Source organism: Mesobacillus sp. (assembly GCF_057785455.1).
This window is the reverse complement of the sequence record NZ_JBYNSB010000046.1, coordinates 1-19905: the sequence shown is the minus strand read 5'-3', so window position 1 is coordinate 19905 and position 19905 is coordinate 1. Positions and strand designations below refer to the sequence as shown.

The following is a 19905-nucleotide window of genomic DNA, read 5'->3' as shown; positions in this document are numbered from 1 at the left end:
AAAATCCTAGCGGCAAAAAATAGGAACAATCCTCATCGTTTAACTCGAAGTGTGTTTAAATTCAGCCGGTTATGAAGAATTAACACTACTTTTGATAGCTTTTGTCACCATGCAGGAAAACAGGAATAGCTTTGCTGAATTTTATCATTACACAAATTTATAAAACTTTTTTACAGAAAGGAATGTGCATGATGACTGACACTCAATTCATGAAGGCATACACGATTAAAGAGGTGTCCAAAAAAATTAATGTTCCTTCCGGGACCATCAGGCAATGGGAAAAAGATCTCTCCGGGCTGCTCATCATACCGCGGACAAAACAAGGCGCGAGATTTTATACGGATATGGAAATTGAATTATTGCTGAAAGTTAAGCAAATGCGCGATAAAAACCTAAGCAAGGAAATGATACGTGATTTGCTGCAAATGCATATGCAATCAAGTCCGGGGACTGAGATGGATGACTTTTCTGATCCTATGACACTTCAGCTTGACAGCAATTTTCCCGCTGTACCGAACCAGAATATTGAGGGGAATCAATACGATACCTTCATGGCAGCAATGGAGGAATATAAGCTAACTTTAATATCCGAAGTCAAGGCAGAAATCCGGAATGGGATCCGTAAAGAGGTTCTGGAAGAAGTGAAAAAAGAGATATCAAAAGGTACATTTACCACTGTCAAGACACTGTCGGATTCAATCTATAAATCAGGAGAAAAAACGAACGAACAGATCAATGAGCTTTCAAGTGCCATTAGCCATTCTTCAGAAGCAAGTACGAAAAAGCTTGGGAGCATTTCTCAAGAGCTTTCGAACGTTTCAAAGGGTACTTCCGAACTTAACATCAATCTTGCCAAAGTATCTCATAGTACCACAAAGATGATTGGCGAGCTTTCACAAAAGGTAGCCATGTCTTCTGAGGGAACTGAAGAGAAATTGGTGCATCTTTCTGACAGCATCCAAAAGACAACTAAAGGGACGACCGATAAACTCTCAAAGCTGGCAGATAACGTTGCGAAGATTTCGAAGGGTACTTCCGAAAAGATAAATGTTCTTTCTGGCAGCATTGCGAATGTTTCAAAAGGTACTTCCGAAAAGATTGCATCCCTGGCAAGCAATTTGACCAAAACAACAAAGGGCACAGAGGAGAAAATAGTCAGCCTGGCAAAATCAGTGGAGAAGCTTTCTTCTGGTACCAATAAGGAAATCAATGTTTTGGCTGAAGTTCTGAATGAAACAACTGAAACGGTATCAGAAGAATTTAAAATCCTTGCTGACTATGTCTCAAACAGCAGAGAAGCTACCAATCAAGAGCTGTCAAATTTGAATCAAGTCATTACCCAGGAACGCGACTTCTTAGTGAGGACCCTTAAGAGTGAACGTGAGGAGTTCAGGAGCGAGATCAGGCAGCGTGATGAAATGTTCAAGGACATGGTAGAAAGCTTCCGTGAGGCCGCCGCTTCGAAACAGGATAAACGAAATTGGTGGAAGGTTTGGAAATGATAAAGATTATCCATCAGTCACAGACATATTAAGATAAAAGTAGCTAATAATATTGACACCCAGATAAAGTTCTCGGACTCTTAAGGTCTCCCTTACATTACTTCTTGAGTTTTTACTAAGAGAGGAGAATGCAGAGATGCTGCGTATTTATCCCAAAATGTCATTTATACTGGCTGCTGCTATTCACTTTCTTGTGTTTTCAGCAGAACCAGCTGATGCATCAAGCTACCATCAATTTGGCCCTTTCAAACCAATCAATATATCGCACCGCGGCGCTTCGGGACATGCTCCTGAACACACATTCCCTGCATATGAGCTAGCTGAAATGATGGCCGCCGATTATATTGAGCTTGATCTCCAAATGACAAAAGATGGCGAGTTACTGGCGATGCATGATGAATCTCTCGGCCGGACCACAACGGGAGAAGGACTGGTGAGGGATTTCACTCTGAAACAAATTAAAAAATATGATGCAGGGTCATGGTTTAACGAAGCATATCCAGAGAAGGCAAAGCCTGAATACCTAGGCCAGCAGGTGCCTGCCCTCCGGGAAATTTTTGAACGATATGGTCGATATTCGAGATTTTATATTGAGACAAAATCACCTGAAATTTATCCGGGTATGGAAGAAAAACTATTGGAACTGCTGATTGAGTATAATCTAATTGGCGATAATGTGCCCCCGGGAAAGGTACTGATCCAATCCTTCAGTCCGGAGAGCCTTAAAAAAATACATGAGATTGATGATTCGATTCCTCTTATCCAGCTGCTTTCCTACTATGCTCCAGCAGTGATTACTGACAAGGAAATAGCCAAGATAAAAAGCTATGCAGTTGGCATAGGTATGCACTTTACCGCCATCAGTCCTGGATATGTCAAAAAGGTCAAAGACTCAGGCCTCTTGATTTATCCATATACAGTCAATGAGAGTGCGGACATGGAAATGCTAATGGATTGGGGAGTTTCGGGAATGTTCACCAACTATCCTGACAGGCTGAATAAAGTCATAGACATGAGACGAGCAAAATAAAAGCTGCCGGCTGGCAGCTTTTATTTTATGGCTATTTCTTTTCGTATAAACGGGAGATTGGTTTATAGCTGTCAGTATTAGTTAATTCCTCTTTAACGATTTCTTTTTCACGCCTATAAATTTTATAAGCTTTAGCTGCTGGATGGGACTTCAATATCCTGTAGCGGCTGCCGTTAAATTCAATGGCACAATTATCATCCGCTGCAATGCCAATATCCTCAGATTCAGCAACCATTATTTCGAAGTCATGCTCCCGCCCTTCTTCAGTGTAGTGCGGGCAATGTATACCTTCTGCCAGGCCCAATCCTTCAATTTTAAAATAATCCTGCTGTACTCCAGTCCTGTATGTGTATGAGTCACTGTGGCCGTACCTGAACCAGCAAATCGAGCCGGCACTTAAACCTGACAGGACAATTCCTTTTTGATAAGCTTCCTTTAGATATTCATCAACTTTTTTTGCCTTCCAGATTTCCAGCATCTTTGCAGTATCTCCTCCACCCACATAAACGAGATCAGATTCGAGTATTTTAGTTCTGATCTGCTCATCTGTTAAGGAACCATCTATCAAGGTTAAGGCATCAGTCTTACATCCTAATCCGCCATAAATTTCGCGGAATGTATCAATATAACCTTGTGGATCACCGCTTGCGGTCGGGATAAACAGCGCAGCAGGCTGGCTTTTTCCGGTCAGCTTGACTATTTCCCTGTCAATTCCAAGAGTTTCGAGTTCTGCAATTTCTCCGCCTCTGATTGCAACTATTATCCCCATATTTTCTCCCTCTTTCTATAATCCTTCTATTTCTAAATGCTTTTTCAGCAATGTTTGCAGTCTTTGCTGCTCCTCTTCCGGAACAACAATGAATGATAATTTCTTTCCGAATTCTTCGTCATAAATTCTTTGCTCTTCCCCGTTTATTTGGTTTTGATGGATTTGTTTTCTTGCCTCTTTATAATTTTTCTGGATATCCGCCATTTCACTAAAAGTAAGGTTAGTCTTAATGTTTTCTCCTAACACTTGAAGAATAGATTCATATTTTGCAAGTGAAGAGAAGCTGGCGCCTTTATCGATAATCGCCTTGATTACCTCGCGCTGGCGGATTTGCCTTCCGTAATCCCCTCTTTTATCTTCGTATCGCATACGGATGAACTTAAGGGCTTCCTCGCCATCCAGTGTGATCTCTCCCATCGGAAACTGGCTGCCGGCATAGGCGAATTCCAAATCATTGAATAAGGTTATGCCGCCAAGTGCATCCACAATGCCTTTAAAGCTCTCCATATTCACCTTAATAAAATAATCGATTGGGATATCCAGGAACTCTTCAACTGTGGCTACCGCCATCTCGGGCCCGCCATAAGCAAAGGCGTGGTTAATTTTCGTCACTTTATCCATTCCGGCTATTTTTGTACGAGTATCCCGCGGGATACTTACCATTTCAACTGAATTCTTATTGGGATTGACTGTCAGCACAATCATGGTATCGGATCTTCCGCCATCGTCCGCCCGTTCATCAACACCGAGGAGAAGCACAGAGAATGGCTCTTTGTTATCAAAAGAAAGTTCTTCTGCTCTTTTTTCAGATTTCTCGCGATCTAATGGCTGATGCATCGTTTCTACAGTTTCGGTTACTGATTTATAGACAGAGTATGTATATAATCCGGCTGCTGCGGCAATCAGGACTGCCAGTGCACCAAATATTTTAAACCTGCGCTTTCGCTTATTCTTTTTTGTCCGTTCCATATGCCGTCATCTCCATTTAGAGTCTCCTTGTAGTTCCACAGTGACGCGTGGCCATTTAGACTGCCAGCTCTTTGATGCAAGTCTGCTGTCATATATCCTCATCAGTCTATTAGATTCCAGGAAAAAAGGTGTTGGCCGTATTTTCATTCCCACTGCATCTTGTATCCCATGTGGCGCGATCAACCGAAGGCTGCCGTCTTCCTCCATAGTCACGCCAATGGCGGTGGCCGTTTCTGGAAATTTTGAAAGAGCATCCTCCGTCGATAAATACGGTGGGATACAGTTTATTTCATGCATGCGTGCCTGGTTCTTTACTGACCAGGGCAACCCTGGATGAATGCAGCCTAAATGATCTTCCAATGCTTTTTCCATGCTTTCATCAGCTGATTCTTTATTAAAATAGACGACATCAATATCAGAAAGCTCCGACCTTCGTTCATACTCGTGGATAGTATCCCAGATCTTCGACCGGACAAAGCCGGCACATACACACCAGTCATGCAGCCCTAGCGATCTGGCGCTGACAAGGATATCCATCATCCATTTGTCCTCGGCAATCAGGCGCAGGACATCGTTTTCTGAGTTCAATATCATGAAATTTTCTCCTTGTCTTCAAGGAAAGCCTTGGTCATTTCCTTGAATAGTTCCTTTTCTTCTAAAAAAGGATAATGATTGCTATTTTCAAAAATATGGAGTTTGCTATCAGGAATCAGCCTGTTCATTTCAAATGAAAAACTAACCGGGCATTGCACATCGTGCCTGCCGCACATGATAAGAGTCTTTGCCTTAATCCTAGGGAGCTGCCTGGTAATATCAAAAATTAATACTTCCCTTGCGAAAAAGTTCATCCGTTTAGCAGACATTTTTTTATTTATGTTCTGATTGAAATATTGATCATACATTTCTGGTCTATGCAGAGACAGCATCGTCCTTTTTCTTGAGATTTCTGTTCTCTTAGTAATAGATATTGCTGGTTCTTTCAGCTGTTCAATCAAAGATTGCATTAGTTCGAAATCACGATGACCTTTATTATAGATACAATCCGAAGACGAGGAATATTCCCTTGCCGCTGAACCAACAACAATCAGTTTTTCAATGTATTCAGGATATCTTATTCCATATAAAATGCCGATCATGCCGCCCGTCGAATGACCCGCAAAAATCCATGACTTATAGCCGAGTGCCTCTCGTATGCTTTCGAGGTCAAAGACCGCCTCTATCAAACTTAGCTGATAGCCTTCCACAGCCTTTGCTGACTTCCCTGCTTCCCTCAAATTTATTAGAATGACTTTATTTCGCTGTGTAAATGCCTCCGCAAAGTAGTCACCTGATTGGTTGAACTCTGAATAATGATGAGTGACACAAAGTGGCTTCCCGCTCCCTTTTGTGAAAATCTCAAAATCCCCTCGGGAGGTTTTAATGATGTGTTGTTTCCATTTTGCCATTGCAGCACCAGCTTCTAATTAAATTTAATGTGAGGCTTTGTTTCTTTGTAGTATTGGAGTCGTTCTTCAAGTGTTCCAGTGTGAAATTCGAATTTATGTCCGTCAGGATCGGTAAAATAAATTGATTTTTTATCCCGTGAATCTCTTTCCCGACCAGAAAGGAGATTCACATTCAAGTCCTTCAGCTTTACCAGCATTTGCTCATACTCACTTTCTTCAATTGTAAAAGCAATGTGGGTATATGAGTGATGGATGTCATTTCTTGGGATGCCTTTTTCCTCATTAAGGGCAATCCACAATCCATTGAGATCAAAATATGCAGTAGTCTTCCCGCTTAACAGAAGTTTTGCACCAAATATATTCTCGTAAAATTGGATGGACTCCGATAGATTTGAAACTGAAAATAATAGATGATTTAAATTTTTTACTTTCATTTCGAAATACTCCTAGTAAAGGCGATTTTTATAGCCATCCTGAAGCCTTGCTTCAATAGCTTCAGGTGGTAAAGAAAGTTTTGAGTGCGATGCTAAAATCTCCGCACCTTTAGGAAGAGTGTGTTTATCATGCCATTCCTCGGGCTTCCACAGTGCGGAACGCAGCAATGCCTTGCCGCATTGTATAAAGCATTCCTCAACCGTCACTTCAATGCCGAGTAGCGGTTCCTTCCCTCCAGCAGCCATCCTTTCCAGCAGTACTGGATCACGTGTCAATGCAGCCTTCCCGTTGACCCGAAGTGTCTCAGCCATTCCTGGTATTAAGAAAAGCAATCCTACATTTGGGTTAGATAATATATTACTTAATGAATCCATACGCTTGTTTCCCGGCCGTTCTGGAATGACAATTCGCTTTTCATCCAGTACGAGTACAAAACCTGGGGCATCCCCTCTGGGAGAAGCATCAGTATTGCCGGAAGCGTTGGCGGTCGATAAAATCAAAAAAGGAGAAAGTGCCAGGTAATGGCGGCAATGCTCATCTATGTATGTGATCACTTTCTTTTTGGCAAGCTCACTTGGTTCACCGAATAATTCTCTTAATTCTTTAAAACTAGTAATTTTATGATTCACATGGATCAACTCCTAAAATAGCAATAAAATGTTTTTAAGATTTAGCCTCTGTTAAACAAGGCTGTTGATTTTCGTTCCAGGCGCTTCGCTTTCCGCTGAAGAATTATGAAAAAGCCCAACTGCCGGCTTTTTCAAGAACAAATTCTTCTTGGGGCTGGCGCTGAGCCTCCTCGTCTCTTTGCTCCTGCGGGGTAAAATGAACCTTCTTTCGGTTCATTTCTACCTAGGTCTCATCTGTCCAGCTTCGCCCGCAGGACTTTGATTGGCTTCTTCGAAGTTGCCCACGCACGATGGAAATGCGGTAGCAGTTTCGGAGGAATCTGCGCGCCTTCCACTACAATCAACAGGTGTTAAAAAACAACATGATGCTCTAACAGAGCCAAGATTTAAAAAAGGCCCTTACTTCTGCATGCAAATATTTTTCCTCAGGAAATGATATGATAATATTACCACAATATGGATAAGAGATTTGGCTTTTCTATATTCAATTTCAACCGGAAGGTGCAGATTAGGAAAATGTTGAATTTGCCATTTATATACGCATTATTAACTGCATTTAGCGGAGGCCTGTTATTTTCACTATTTTCAGTACCAATCCACTGGCTTCTTGGGCCAATGGCAGCTTTATTGATTGCATCTAGATTTAATAACCAATTTTTCTGGCCGCCCTACTTCCGGGATGCTGCCTTGATTATTGTGGGATATTCCATCGGACTGTCCTTTACAAGAGAAGCAATTATAAATATAGTCAGGAACTTGCCGATGATGATGATTCTAACGATTTTGCTGATCGCTTTTGCCGCCATTATTGCTTTTGCTGTTTCAAAAATTTCAGGTGCTGATTACCCAACAGTCCTGACAGGAAGTATTCCTGGCGGCTTGTCACAGATGATCATTTTCGCTGAGGAAATGAAGACAATCGACATAACTACAGTGACTTTTATGCAGGTATCGAGATTAATCATGATTGTATTTTTTGTCCCGTTTATCATCTTTGGTCCGGTACTGGATATTGAACATGGTGAAGTTGGTCTTTTGCCAGACAAGGCAGGAGATTTTTCTGTACCAGCAGTGCTGTTGTTTGCCTCTATTGCCGTTATCATGGCGTTTGTGGGAAAAAGATTTCGCTTTCCAACGCCGTTTCTCTTAGGACCAATCGTTGGGACAGCTTTCCTGGTAAATATGGGCATAACTGGTCCAATCCTGCCTCCCGCAATTCTCGATTTATCCCAATTTATGATTGGCGGTTACATAGGTCTTTTGCTGAAGCCTGAAAAATTAAAGCGTAAAGCAATTACGATTACATTAGCTTTAATAAGTGGCCTTCTCCTTGTATTTTCTTCCTTTGCAGTAAGCATCAATATTAAAGACGTAATATCGGTGTCAACCGTTACAAGTTTCCTTAGCCTGGCACCTGGAGGAATGGATCAAATGGGGATCATAGCACATGAAGTAAACGCGGATTTATCAATGGTGACTGGATTTCAGTTATTTCGCCTTTTCTTTATTTATTTTGTCATTCCTCCTATGCTAAAAAGGTATTTTATGAGGGATTTTGGGCAAAAGAAGGAATCAGACTAAATTTAGAGGGTATATTAATTAACATATTTTACTCAAAGATATGGAGGTATAAGGATGAACCCATCAATCAGCAATCTTATTAATAAAGCGAAGCTTACCTTGAACCAGGCTTACGGTCATGCAAAAGAAACTCTTTATTCCATGACAGGCACATCTTCTGCCTCTGTTCAGCAAATTGCCGATTTTATCATCAGCCATCCAGATACAAAGATAGAAAAGAAACAGTACATTGGTGTTCCTTTATCTTTTTATGAGCTGAAGCAGGGTGATATGGAGTATTATATGGAGATGAATAATCAAAAAGTCCTGCAGCTTGACGTACGCACCCATAATCATTCAGTTGTTTCATATCGATCTTACCGTGATCAGCTTTCCTTAGATAGGCCTATTAAATTTCCTGATCTTCCAGGTGCCCAGTCCTGAAGAATCAAACCTTTTCAAAAGAGCTTCTGCTGAATGCAGAAGCTCTTTTCTCTGGAGGATGTAATATTCTAATCTACTTAAGAAGATTGTCCGTTGCTCCCCTTACGCCAGGAGATGCTATGACCCTGTTTGTAAGCCACCGCGCTTTGCTAAGTAGACAGCAAATCCCGGTCATCGGCCATAGGCGGTTCTTCCAACCAGGAGTTCTTAATCATAATATTTGCTCCATCTTCTGCATACAGGGCGATTTCAGGAATGAGCGAGGCATATTTCACTCCCACGTCCTTCCGCGGGCTGGCTGACATCGCCGCCCCATAATTTCCGATACCTGCCGCTATCATTGCTGAAACATGGAACATGATAAGCTTGTCTGAAAATACCTTTTCCTTAGTATCAGTTACAGCAGAATCCCAATACATAGGGGCCGGGATATCATTATGTTTTAAAATATCACTGAATAAATCAACATGTTTTTGCGCAATTTTCTTTCCGCGCAGAAGATAGTTTTTGACTTCCTTGTCCTGGGCGACTTGAAGAAACCCCATTATTAACGCCTTGCCTATTTGATTAGTCTGTATGTTCAGAAACAGGTGGGTAATTTCGACAGACGTCAGGGCCCTTTTCCTCCCGGTCAAACCAGATAGAAATCTCTGTTTCTCAACGAAGTCGGCTTTATCTGGTATAGAAATAAAAGGCGGCCTTATATATGTCCCTTGATTCAGCATTAATTGGCGAGTCTGGTCCTGCAGGTCCATGGCAGATTGCAAAACACTTTTATGGAAAGCGATCACATCGGGCCTTGTTCCCAGTCCGATTGCCCCGCTGTTCGCTGCCATCCCAAGCAGCGACATATGCCGTAAATACATCATCACAAAGGTGTCAGAAAATAGCCGAGGGGCATCTTTATTAACATCTTCATGTGTAAAACCAATTGGCAAAGGAAATTTTTCTCTCTCGAAGAGTTCTCCTAATTGGGTGAGGTTTTTTTCTGATGACTTGAGACCCAATTCTATTATTTCCTTTACACTAGAATCATCAGTGTTGTTCAGGAAGTATGACAGTACACACATTGACACAGTATCATTGATATACTGTGTCCAAAGGGTTGAAATTTCGGCAGCTGTCAGCCGTATTTTGGTTTTATCCTCCATTTAAACACCCCAACAAAGAATTATAGTATTATCTTTCCATATAAATCCGTTATTTATTTATAAATTTTCCTCTGAGTTTATCCAGATCATCTGGTAAAAATGTCCTATCAATTTTTGGTGAAAAGTAGTAAATTAAATGTAAGATTCCTGATTAGGAGTGAGCAAACTGGGAGAGTTTTCATTATTACTGAGCATTGCCATCGGTATTGCATTGATGGCTAATTCATTGCGTTTCCATGTAAGCGCTTTTCTGAATAAATTGATTTTTACTGCAGCTGCTTTACTAGTTGTTTTGCTTAGTGCTCGATTAGTCAGCACAGAAGAGATTCAGTGGATGCTTCTTTTTTTCATCGGTGCAGCAGGTCATTCCTTCAAACATAGAGGCGGCTTGCTGGCTGCTGGTATTGCGGCTGCATTAAGCGTTAATCATACCGGCAGTCCCATTATTCCTGGCTTATTGGCTTATCTTGCATTGGGTTTAGGTTCAGGGTTCGTTTCTTCCTATATGACTGCAAAGAAGAATAATGATCATAATTGGCAAGAAATGCTGATTGAGCAATCGAAGCACCTACAGGTTTTTCGTGAGGTAAGTACTACCATGCAGCGGACTCTGCAGCAGGATCTTCTGCTTAAAGTGATATTAACATCGGTAACCGCAGGCCATGGATTGGGTTTTAATCGTGCAATGGTGTTCCTTTTGACAAGTGAATCAAAATCATTGAAAGGCATCGTCGGAGTAGGCCCCATGGATGTCCAAAAAGGATATGAAGTGTGGGAGAAAATCACAGAGGACAAGCTTAAGCTGCGTGATTTAATCGAACATAACTTTGACAGCAATTTCACTGATCCTGAGCTGAACGATATCCTGCAATCACTGGAAATCCCCTATGACGATAATAATGTCTTCGGCAAAGCGCTGAACAGCCAAAAACCGATAATTGTACATCAAATAGATCAGCTGGACACTTCCCAGGTTATGATGCGTGATTTATTTCGGGCCGAGGAGTTCGCTGTTATCCCACTCATGAATCAAGGTAAAAAAATCGGCATTCTGCTGATTGATAATATCGTAAATCGAAGAGAGATCACGCTAATGGATACGGAAAACGTCCTGCCGCTGGCAAATCAGGCTGCGATTGCACTAGACCATGCCAGGCTTTACGAGCGAATCGAGCAAATGGCCTTAAAGGATGGTTTAACCGGCCTGCTGAATCAGCGTGCGTTCCAGACAATCCTGGACGACCATTTTCCAGTGAGTAAACAATTGCATGAACCTCTTTCCCTTATTATCTTTGATATCGACTTTTTCAAAGTGTTCAATGACCGTAATGGGCATCTTTTGGGAAATGAGGTTTTGATGAAGCTTGGAACATTAATTTCAAAGACTTTAAGACCTGGAGATTTTTCTTTCAGATTTGGAGGCGAGGAATTTGTTGTCCTTCTTCCTAAAACTCCATTGGAGGATGCAGTGGGAGTCGCCGAGAAGATGCGGAAGATGGTTGAAGGAACCAAATTCCCTGGTGAAGAAACCCAGCCAAATGGCATGCTGACTGTGAGTATTGGTACTGCCTGCACGGAACATCCGACCATTACTTCAAAAAATGAACTAATTGAAGCTGCTGACAAAGCACTTTATTATGCTAAAAATGCAGGCAAGAATACCGTGATTTCATATAAGGAGTTGTTGAGCATTGAATGAAGTGACTTTGATTACGGCATTCCTCTTCTTCCTGGTAACGTCTTCCCTGACTAGCGTTCCTTTTTATAACTTATCGATGAAACTGTTCACAAAAAGAATCCCGACAAAATTTGGGTTTACAGTCTCTGAACTGAATTATTCATATGACCAAATGATTTATTTTATTTCCATGCCCACTTCACTCCCTTATTTAAAAGCGGCAGGAAAAGAGGATTTGATTATAGAACATGATTATTCATCTTTTCTGTTTCCTTTGCTTAAAGGGATAAAAATATCATTAATTACCAACGGGCAGAAACTCCATCTTGCTTACCTTCCAATCGGGAGCTTTTGGATCCCACATCTTGATAAGCTTTTGCAAGAAGGAAATATCGATGAACAAACCTATCTTAAAATAAGTGCCAGCAAGCTTCTTCACCCTAAAACAATGAATGAGGTTCGAGAGGAAGTCTTTAAACAGCTACAGGTCGGACGGTATTAAGGACTAAAAGCCAGCAATTTCTTCACGCTGGCTTCTAGTCTATTTTTATTCCTTTTCCTTCAAAATATCAATATAGATAAGTTTTTTTAAATAGACAGCCAAATAAATCATTATGATATGTATCGAATTACTGGCTGTTATTTGGCGGAAACGGTGTTTGCCAAATCTTGTTTTGAATAAAGAATAATCCAGCAGTTTTGCAATGGAAACAGCTTTGAGGAAACCTTTGTCAAAGCTGTTGTTTTTTATAATAATTGCGGTTGCGAATGACAATATGATTGAGTATAATGGTGCAATTTTAAAATAATGTTTCCAGTCATTCCAGCGCCACAAACCAAAGCGAATGTTCCTGAATATGGACCTGGAGTACAGGAAATTCAAACTGTTCACCATAATCCCCATAAATAACGAGCCGAATTGGACGATCGGTGTTCCTGCTTTTAAATGTTTATACCACCAATCATTTATGAAAAAAAACAACGGCAGCAAAGTTATCGTAAAACTGGTCTTCCACCAGTTATTCTGGTGGACCTTTAGTTTCAGGAAAAGTTTCTCGACTCCAGAGAAATAGAAGGCAAAAAACAATTTGCCCTTCCACCCCAGCTTGAAAGCTGTCAAAAATACAGCAGTAAATGGAATAAAGACTGCTTGTGAGAGAAGAGCACCGAGTAAATTGTCCAGTTCTTTATTTTTGAAGATTTTCGGCTTGTACCGGTAAGCGCTGAAAAGCGAGAGTACCAAGTATTCAAACAGGAAACAAAACCCCGTTCCTGATAGAAGGAGAATAAATAATCTTTTGCGATCCTTCTTGCGATAAAACGTATAGCCTAGCATGAAAGTATGGATAAGCAAAAGGATTAAGAAGGGTATGGAATTTTTTTTATGCCGTTTATTTATTTTCATTTTTACCCCTTCCACCACCTTAAGGATAGCTATTTACCTGTTAATTTTCACGGGATCAGACGTCAATATACGTGAACCCCAAAAAACAAAGCCCATATTCGAATGGGCTTTGTCATTAGCTGGTTATTATTTTATCGAGCCGATAAAATTCAGCTCTTCTGCAGTAATGTGATTTTGAGAGATATCAAGGATTTTTCTGACGTCACTCAATGTTTCCTGCAGCGATACGTCTACGCCCTTTTGGCCTGTAAAGGCTTCTGCTACATAAAAGGGCTGGGTCAAATATGCCTCAAGTTTTTCGCCTATCTGATAGGTTTGTAGCTCTGAAGCAGGCAAACGGTCCATTCCATGAACAATCACAACTGAACGCAGCTCACGGTACCTGCGCAGAAGCTTCCGCGCTCTTTGCTGAATACTATGATGAACGGGGTCCAGGTAGGAACCCTCTAAGATTGATGAGGTTGAATAGATTGGATTGACTGCGGGATATTTGTGTCTTGCAGCGAGGTCAGCATCGAATTGCCATAATGTATCCAGTGGTCCATAAGGAAGATCCTCATCTACTGCCTCACCCTTTAAGTCCAGAAGGAAGGTTGTAACCTGATCGATACCTTGCTCCATAAGGAGTTCCTGCAAAGTATACATTTCTCCGGCTAAGACAAGAGAGCGATCGGCAATTACAATAAAATCCTTTGTGTTGCCCGCAGATGCCATTGCTTTAATTGTCTCCTCAACCGATTCAGTTAAAACATCAACATCTCCCGTAATCTCATTAAGTTCAGGATGCTCCCCTTTTGGCTGGATTAAAATTATGAAAAACCCTCCCCTTTTTAGTCGGAATATCATCTCCGCCAGCACAACTAATTGCCCCATACCGGGTCTTGCCACCAGTCCAACTGTACCGCCTTTTGCTATTGGAGCAAATAAATCAAGTGTTTTAATTCCGGTTTCGATCATTTCGATTCTCTCCCCTTTTAAAATTAGCTCATCCAGAGTACAGCCTGCCAGCTCTGCCAGTGCAACGATAGTCCGTACCTCTGCCCTCCCAACAGGTATTTTGCCAGTTGATAAATTCGAGACTGTTGCAGGTCTCAAGCCTACCGATTTTGCTGCTGTAGTTAAATTGGGAACTCTCTTTCTCAGTAAATCGACATTTAATCTAAGGTTTTCCATTTTTACCACCTCCTTACTTTAAAGAGTAAAGGATTTTACTTTATAAAGCAATAATAAATTACTTTAAAACGTAATTTTTTTACTTTATAGCGCGAAGTTTCTTTTTAGAAGGGAAAAGAACTCCAATCGAAAAGATTAATTGGATAATTAGTATTTTCAGCTTAATGAGCAGCTAATGAAAAAAAACCACCTGAATACAGTGTCTTCAGGTGGCTTTTTGCATTATGGTTGTCCAATATTTTTTATCTTCTGTTTGATTTACGATTTCCAGGCTTCTTTAAGTGTTTTTCTGAATAACTGGTTTAATTGCTCAGTTGAGTCGGAGGTGGTTCCCTTCAGCTTTTTACCCTCAAGTTCAAGACTTTCAAGTTCTTCCCTAATAAACTGATTACATGCTCCTAAGTCATCTGGGAACTGCTCTCTCCCTGCCTGTTTGATCCTTGCCATGTCATAGACGGTCTTCTTTATAGTTTCATTAGGCAGCAGACTTAATAAATTGGATAATTCGGCAGGTGGAGCCGAGCCATTTCTTAATATCCACCTGCTTGCAAGAATGGAACGGAATATATATAGATAGTTTTTCACCTTTTTACCTTCAATCACTGAATCATTAAAGTTCCTTTTTGCGATGTTTACATAATGCATAATAAAAGGTTTAGGTGCTAAAACCCTTTGTTCCAATGCTTTTAGTTTTTTGACCAATGAAAGTTCCTCGGTGTAAACCTGGTTTGAATGCAGCCATTCAAATATCGAGGGATTTGATTTGCGAAAAAGTCTAAGCGCCTTTGACAGCTCCCACCCGCTGACATCCAAGAGAGGATGCACTTGAAGGGATAGCTTGTTGCGCTTAGAGACTTCGATGACATCCTCTCCTTTATCAATCGATAAATACCATTCCAGTCTGTGGACATAGATAAAACGGATATCATAATCACTTTCAAGGGACGCAACTCCCAACGCCCGGCTTCCGCTATCACACGCATAAAGGATTTTTACCTGGAAATCATCCTCAATCCTTTGCAATACTTCTTCTATATGATTCTTCATTCATTCCCTCCTCTGCACTAATGTGAAATTAATCCAATATAGTAACAAGTGTTTGTCCTTATATTATCCGTGGTAAAAAAAGATATAAACATTTAAGGAGGCCATAATATGAATAACGACCAGACCAAAGGTGCATTTGACCAGTTAAAAGGTGAAGCCAAGAAACAATTTGGGAAACTGACAGATAATGAATCTATGGAAGCGGAAGGCCGCTTCGATAAAGGAAAAGGAAAGCTAAGAGAAACTGCAGGAGATGTGAAAGAAGACGTCTCTCGCGCTTTCAATAATGTCTCAAGAGATTGACATAAATATATTTAAACATCAAAAAGCCTTTGCGGAGTGCAAAGGCTTTTTGATGTTTAATCGATATTGTTTTTATTTTTCCCTTTGACAAAACGATATGCCAAATAAGCAATATAAAGAGGTGTTGCAATATAGATTAAATATGGGAATTGTCCGTAGGTACCCTTCCAAATGACAAACAGTAAGGAACCTAGAAATACAGTTACGATCGTTCCGTATTTAGGAAGCGGCACTTCCTTGAAGCTTGGAATCCTGATTCTGCTGACCATCAGGAATCCTAATGCAGTAAAAACAACAGTGGTCACGATATTGGGTATCAAATGGCCGAATAGTGTAAGTATTGCCAGGATACCGCCAGCTGCTGTAATCGGTACGCCGATAAAATAATTCAAAGAGGATTTGTCAGTACTGATATTGAACCTTGCTAATCGGTATGCACCGAATAGCGGGAACAAACCTGCTACCAATGTACCTAAAATGCCGAATTGATGGAAGTATGTATAATAAACTAAAAAAGAAGGCGCTACACCAAATGTAACAATATCAGCCAGGGAGTCCAGTTCTTTTCCTAGCTGGCTGTCTGCCTTCAGCATCCTCGCAAGCCTGCCATCCATACTGTCCAGCATCATTCCAATTAGAATCAGGATCGCCGCATTGTTAAACTGTCCATTGGCCGCGAATCCGATTGATAGAAATCCGCAATATAGATTTCCAAGCGTGAACATATTCGGGATCATCTTTGTAAACCGCATCTGTTGTCATCACTCTCCAAAAAGGTATTCCTGCTTCTCTCTTCCTATTCTTTTACCCAAGCAGATCTTTAAACATGTTTATATAATGAAAATAACGCCGAAAATAATAGATGATTACACCCCATTATATCTTATACCTCCCATTTTGAATAAAAAATTTTTATCTGATAAGGAAGAATGATTAGTGCTCAGTAAAAATATGGTTAAAAAAAGTACTATTAATCTGATTAATCAAATTGTATACTATTTTTGGGCTGGTGAATTATGATCAAAAAACAATTACGACATGCAAAATTTCTCCTTATAAGACTATTTAGAATAAAAGGAAATGCCCACAATATCTCTCTAGGCTTCACTATAGGATTCCTGGTGCATTTCGTTCCCACATTTGGAATAGGTCCATTAATATCAACTGCTTTCGCCAAGCTATTGAAAGGCAATACGGTAGCAGGGTTCATCGGCGGAGTGTCCTTGATTTGGTTATTTCCATTCCTATTCTACTTAAATGTTATCGTTGGTGAGAGTCTTTTTCCTTATGGTCTTTTCCCTGGCGCGGCAGGTATGCCTCACCATGGTGCCTTATTGGATACAGGAATGCATGTAGGTGCAGCATTTTTCCTGGGTATGGTCATAAATATAATTCTTTTCGGCTTCATCGTTTACTTTTTGATTTTTACCCTAATACAAAAATATCGTCTAAGCTTTCTAACCGCTATAAAAAAATGGAACATAAAAAAATAAAGGGATTGGAAATTTAAAGATTTCCATCCCTTTTTTGTTCAAAATTGCCTCTTTGCACTGTCAATTGGTCATTTTTATACTGCTTATACCTTTGTTTGAAGAAATTCGATCTGTTCACAATCCGGTCCCCGATAAAAAGCATTCTTCCATCCATTTTCCAGCTGGAAGGGACCTTCTTCTGGTTTCAGGGAGTACTCTTCCAGCTTGTTGACCAGGTCATTCAGATTCCCCACTTCAAAGCATAAGTGAATATAATCGGCTGCCTTGGCAAGCTTATTCTCGATCAACTCAAGCTTAAAACCTTCCAGCTCCAGGAAAATGATATCTTCGCCATTGGAGTTGAGTTTTAGGTGTTCAGTAAATCCTATTATTTTTTCATAAAAGGCCATTGATCGGTTTATTTCTCTTACTTCAATCGCAAAATGGTGAATTCGCATCATAAGTCTCCTTTAAATGTTAAATTCATATCCCCGAATTCATGCCATAAATACTCCTTTTTGATTGCTTCGTCATAAGCTGTGAACAGTTTTTCTTCGGGAATAAAAGCCGTCAGCATGTCAAGATGGCTTGCTTTTGGTTCGTGGAAGCCGGTAATTATTCCATCAGCTAGCTGTAAATCATATGCTGAATTCACATATAAATTTGTCCAGCCTTTCAAACATGAACTGGCCGCCGCCGCCTCGAGTGCACGAACAACCGTGGTTCCTACCGCGATGATCTTGCCACCTGCTCCTTTTGTTTCCAGGATGTTTTTCATGCATTCTTCTGGGATAACATATTCCTCGTGATTGTCCTCTGGTGAATGGCTGTATTCGTCATCCAGTAAATAGCTTAAGCCTGTATGAAGCTGAATGTAGCCCAGCTTGACTCCTTTATCCAACAACTTGAACAAAAGCTCCCAACTGAATGCCCGGCCAGCAGAAGGCATCTCTATCGATCCCGGCTCACTGGCAAAAACAGTCTGATAGTAATCCAGAGTCCAGGGATGATCTATATATTCATAACGGACAGGTTGACCAATTGTATAAATAGCCTCCATCAAATCCAGATTCCTCAACGTGAAATGAATGATTTTCAAGGGAGATTTAAATACCTCACCGATTACTTTCCCTTGTAGTTTTTCTGAAAAAGTGAATTCATCTCCTGCTTTAACTCCTTCAGCAAGGATCAGAGTTTCCCATGCAGAACTATTTTTCTTTCTGGCGAGCCGAATTTCGATTTTTTCCTTCAATAGCTTCCCATTTCTTTTCCAATCCCCCTTGATTACTCCAGGGATTGTCCTGCTGCTGTTCAAAACTAACATATCACCTGGGTTTAGATAATCATATAGTTGATTAAATTGAGCATGTTTAATTTCGCCGTCTTTTTTGCTCAGTACCATCATTTTGACCTGGTCCCGGCGAATCCCCCGCCTTTCAGGAGGTACAGACGCGTTGAGTTTTGAAGGAAGAAAGAAGTCATACGATTCTTGAGCATACTTTGAACGCATCATCTCTCCCCCTTTTTGAAGTCCTGAGCAAGGATCCTTTGGCCATGAATCTCTTTCCCGGCATCAGATGCCAGGTACACAAAAACCTGTGCCACTTCTTTTGGATCTGCAAGTTCATAATCACAATCAGGGACTGCCAGAGCATGCATTTCAGTGTCCATTTCCCCCGGGTCAATCATATTTATTCTCACATTGGTCCCGATGAGTTCATCTGCCCAAGTCTCCGTTAGCCCTTCTACTGCAAACTTGGAAATTCCATATGCACCCCAGCCTGCATAACCAACGTTACCAGCTTCCGATGTAACGTTAATCACATGACCTTCATTTTGTTTGAGCATAATCGGCAGCACCCTGCGTGCAACCATAAATGGACTTATACTGTTAACCCGGATGACTTCGGCAAAGTCCTCTTCAGGATAATCCAGGAGAAGCGGCATAGGACTTGGGCCGAGTATGGAAGCATTATTAATCAGCACATCAATCCTGCCATATGCCTTTTCAGTCAAGGCAACAAATTTCTCAACTTCATTTGGAATTGACACATCTGCAGGTATTGCGAAAACTTCTCCACCGCATGCTTCTGCCTCTTGCTTTACTTCTTCCAATTCCTTCTGTCTTCTTGCGCAAATTGCCAGTTTTGAGCCTTCCTTTGCAAATGCCAGAGTCAATGCCCGTCCGAGTCCTTGAGTGGCTCCAGTAATCATAACAACTTTATTTTTCAACATTTTACATCAGCTCCTATGTGTTTCTTCTTCTTATTTCCATCATAGGATTTTGCTCAATTTGCTTCCTCATCAGTTAGCTTGATTTTTTCTGCGACTTTAGTCTAATGTTTTCAGTAAAATTTATTTATGGCCTTCGTTGCAGGCTTGCTTAGCTTTGTACGCTGGCTGATGCGCTTCAGGGACTTTTCTGTGGCTGTTTGACCAGGTTTAAAAGACATTCAAGCTGGATTTTAATGGATGAATGTCTCATATGCGGTTCTGTAGGACATTCCAACAGGGATTGAGAGGTTGAACGTCTCATAGGGAGTTTCTAAAGGACAATCCAGCTAAGTTTGAGTGGTTGAATGTCTCATAGGCACGTTCTAAAGGACATTACACAAGGATTTGAACGTATGCATGTCTTTTAGAAAGTCTGATAGATTTTGGACATTAAAAGATTCGCATTGTTAATGCCGAATTTGATTTTTAAACCCTGTTGCTCTTCGTTCCAGGCGCGCAGATTCCTTCGGGAAGAAGCGGGCAGGTGAGACCCCGCAGGAGCAAAGCGACGAGGAGGCTCAGCGCACGCCCCAAGAAGAATTCGCTCTTGAAAAAGCCGGCATTTGGGCTTTTTCATAATTCTTCAGAGGAAAGCGAAGCGCCTGGAACGAAAATCAAC

The 19905-nt window shown here is 40.9% G+C and carries 22 protein-coding genes; 8 read left to right on the top strand and 14 right to left on the bottom strand.

Translation table 11 applies throughout. From position 1 onward, the window contains the following. Positions 1–188 precede the first annotated feature (188 nt). A complete protein-coding gene (locus AC3EBE_RS18305; protein WP_488596471.1) occupies positions 189–1502 on the top strand; it encodes a MerR family transcriptional regulator in 1314 nt (437 codons plus the stop codon). 136 nt (positions 1503–1638) lie between these two features. Continuing rightward, positions 1639–2532, top strand: coding sequence for a glycerophosphodiester phosphodiesterase (locus AC3EBE_RS18300; RefSeq protein ID WP_488596470.1), 894 nt, complete (start codon positions 1639–1641; stop codon positions 2530–2532). A 31-nt stretch (positions 2533–2563) separates the two neighbouring features. Here the strand turns inward: AC3EBE_RS18300 and AC3EBE_RS18295 are convergent, their stop codons facing one another. The 6 genes from AC3EBE_RS18295 to AC3EBE_RS18270 are packed head-to-tail and all read right to left on the bottom strand — an operon-like array spanning position 2564 to position 6779. Then, positions 2564–3301 (bottom strand): Type 1 glutamine amidotransferase-like domain-containing protein, encoded by a 738-nt coding sequence (locus AC3EBE_RS18295; protein WP_488596469.1) that lies wholly within the window; start codon positions 3299–3301, stop codon positions 2564–2566. A 15-nt stretch (positions 3302–3316) separates the two neighbouring features. Further along, on the bottom strand, positions 3317–4270 hold the full coding sequence (locus tag AC3EBE_RS18290) for an LCP family glycopolymer transferase (protein WP_488596468.1): 954 nt from the start codon (positions 4268–4270) through the stop codon (positions 3317–3319). Between the two features lie 6 nt (positions 4271–4276). Then, positions 4277–4864: a nucleotidyltransferase family protein gene (locus AC3EBE_RS18285; RefSeq protein WP_488596467.1), complete on the bottom strand. Its 588-nt coding sequence runs from the start codon at positions 4862–4864 to the stop codon at positions 4277–4279. After that, positions 4861–5715, bottom strand: a complete 855-nt coding sequence (locus tag AC3EBE_RS18280; protein WP_488596466.1) for an alpha/beta fold hydrolase — start codon at positions 5713–5715, stop codon at positions 4861–4863. The genes AC3EBE_RS18285 and AC3EBE_RS18280 overlap by 4 nt, the downstream gene beginning before the upstream one ends. Before the next feature lie 14 nt (positions 5716–5729). After that, the gene (gene fosB / locus AC3EBE_RS18275) at positions 5730–6149 is read right to left on the bottom strand and encodes a metallothiol transferase FosB (RefSeq protein WP_488596465.1); all 420 of its coding nucleotides are present in this window, start codon (positions 6147–6149) and stop codon (positions 5730–5732) included. Positions 6150–6161: 12 nt separating this feature from the next. Further along, positions 6162–6779, bottom strand: a complete 618-nt coding sequence (locus AC3EBE_RS18270) for a pyridoxamine 5'-phosphate oxidase family protein (RefSeq protein ID WP_488596464.1) — start codon at positions 6777–6779, stop codon at positions 6162–6164. A 516-nt stretch (positions 6780–7295) separates the two neighbouring features. Here AC3EBE_RS18270 and AC3EBE_RS18265 point away from each other — a divergent pair. Next, on the top strand, positions 7296–8360 hold the full coding sequence (locus AC3EBE_RS18265) for an AbrB family transcriptional regulator (RefSeq protein WP_488596463.1): 1065 nt from the start codon (positions 7296–7298) through the stop codon (positions 8358–8360). Positions 8361–8414: 54 nt separating this feature from the next. Continuing rightward, entirely contained in the window at positions 8415–8783 is a 369-nt protein-coding gene (locus tag AC3EBE_RS18260) for a hypothetical protein (protein WP_488596462.1), read from the top strand. A gap of 149 nt (positions 8784–8932) precedes the next feature. Here the strand turns inward: AC3EBE_RS18260 and AC3EBE_RS18255 are convergent, their stop codons facing one another. Further along, the gene (locus AC3EBE_RS18255; protein ID WP_488596461.1) at positions 8933–9934 is read right to left on the bottom strand and encodes a DUF3231 family protein; all 1002 of its coding nucleotides are present in this window, start codon (positions 9932–9934) and stop codon (positions 8933–8935) included. A gap of 157 nt (positions 9935–10091) precedes the next feature. On the opposite strand from AC3EBE_RS18255, the gene AC3EBE_RS18250 reads away from it, so the two are divergent. Together AC3EBE_RS18250 and AC3EBE_RS18245 are read left to right on the top strand one after the other, a co-directional pair. Further along, positions 10092–11633 (top strand): GGDEF domain-containing protein, encoded by a 1542-nt coding sequence (locus AC3EBE_RS18250; protein ID WP_488596460.1) that lies wholly within the window; start codon positions 10092–10094, stop codon positions 11631–11633. Then, positions 11626–12114, top strand: coding sequence for a hypothetical protein (locus tag AC3EBE_RS18245; RefSeq protein WP_488596459.1), 489 nt, complete (start codon positions 11626–11628; stop codon positions 12112–12114). The genes AC3EBE_RS18250 and AC3EBE_RS18245 overlap by 8 nt, the downstream gene beginning before the upstream one ends. A gap of 45 nt (positions 12115–12159) precedes the next feature. Here the strand turns inward: AC3EBE_RS18245 and AC3EBE_RS18240 are convergent, their stop codons facing one another. The 3 genes from AC3EBE_RS18240 to AC3EBE_RS18230 form a co-directional block, all read right to left on the bottom strand. Next, positions 12160–13017 (bottom strand): hypothetical protein, encoded by an 858-nt coding sequence (locus AC3EBE_RS18240; RefSeq protein WP_488596458.1) that lies wholly within the window; start codon positions 13015–13017, stop codon positions 12160–12162. Positions 13018–13143: 126 nt separating this feature from the next. Continuing rightward, positions 13144–14190, bottom strand: coding sequence for an ATP synthase beta subunit C-terminal domain-containing protein (locus AC3EBE_RS18235; protein ID WP_488596457.1), 1047 nt, complete (start codon positions 14188–14190; stop codon positions 13144–13146). Between the two features lie 258 nt (positions 14191–14448). Beyond that, entirely contained in the window at positions 14449–15237 is a 789-nt protein-coding gene (locus AC3EBE_RS18230) for a nucleotidyltransferase domain-containing protein (RefSeq protein WP_488596456.1), read from the bottom strand. A gap of 108 nt (positions 15238–15345) precedes the next feature. Here AC3EBE_RS18230 and AC3EBE_RS18225 point away from each other — a divergent pair, with 108 nt between their 5' ends. Further along, positions 15346–15540, top strand: a complete 195-nt coding sequence (locus AC3EBE_RS18225; protein ID WP_488596455.1) for a CsbD family protein — start codon at positions 15346–15348, stop codon at positions 15538–15540. A 56-nt stretch (positions 15541–15596) separates the two neighbouring features. Here AC3EBE_RS18225 and pssA read toward each other — a convergent pair whose 3' ends face one another. Further along, on the bottom strand, positions 15597–16292 hold the full coding sequence (pssA, locus tag AC3EBE_RS18220; RefSeq protein ID WP_488596454.1) for a CDP-diacylglycerol--serine O-phosphatidyltransferase: 696 nt from the start codon (positions 16290–16292) through the stop codon (positions 15597–15599). A gap of 264 nt (positions 16293–16556) precedes the next feature. On the opposite strand from pssA, the gene AC3EBE_RS18215 reads away from it, so the two are divergent. Next, positions 16557–17033, top strand: coding sequence for a DUF2062 domain-containing protein (locus tag AC3EBE_RS18215; protein ID WP_488596453.1), 477 nt, complete (start codon positions 16557–16559; stop codon positions 17031–17033). A gap of 83 nt (positions 17034–17116) precedes the next feature. Here AC3EBE_RS18215 and AC3EBE_RS18210 read toward each other — a convergent pair whose 3' ends face one another. The 3 genes from AC3EBE_RS18210 to AC3EBE_RS18200 are packed head-to-tail and all read right to left on the bottom strand — an operon-like array spanning position 17117 to position 19247. Further along, entirely contained in the window at positions 17117–17473 is a 357-nt protein-coding gene (locus tag AC3EBE_RS18210) for a VOC family protein (protein WP_488596452.1), read from the bottom strand. Continuing rightward, positions 17470–18525: an S-adenosylmethionine:tRNA ribosyltransferase-isomerase gene (locus AC3EBE_RS18205; protein WP_488596451.1), complete on the bottom strand. Its 1056-nt coding sequence runs from the start codon at positions 18523–18525 to the stop codon at positions 17470–17472. The genes AC3EBE_RS18210 and AC3EBE_RS18205 overlap by 4 nt, the downstream gene beginning before the upstream one ends. Continuing rightward, positions 18522–19247: an SDR family NAD(P)-dependent oxidoreductase gene (locus AC3EBE_RS18200; protein WP_488596450.1), complete on the bottom strand. Its 726-nt coding sequence runs from the start codon at positions 19245–19247 to the stop codon at positions 18522–18524. Before AC3EBE_RS18200 ends, AC3EBE_RS18205 begins: the two co-directional genes overlap by 4 nt. Positions 19248–19905 lie beyond the last annotated feature (658 nt).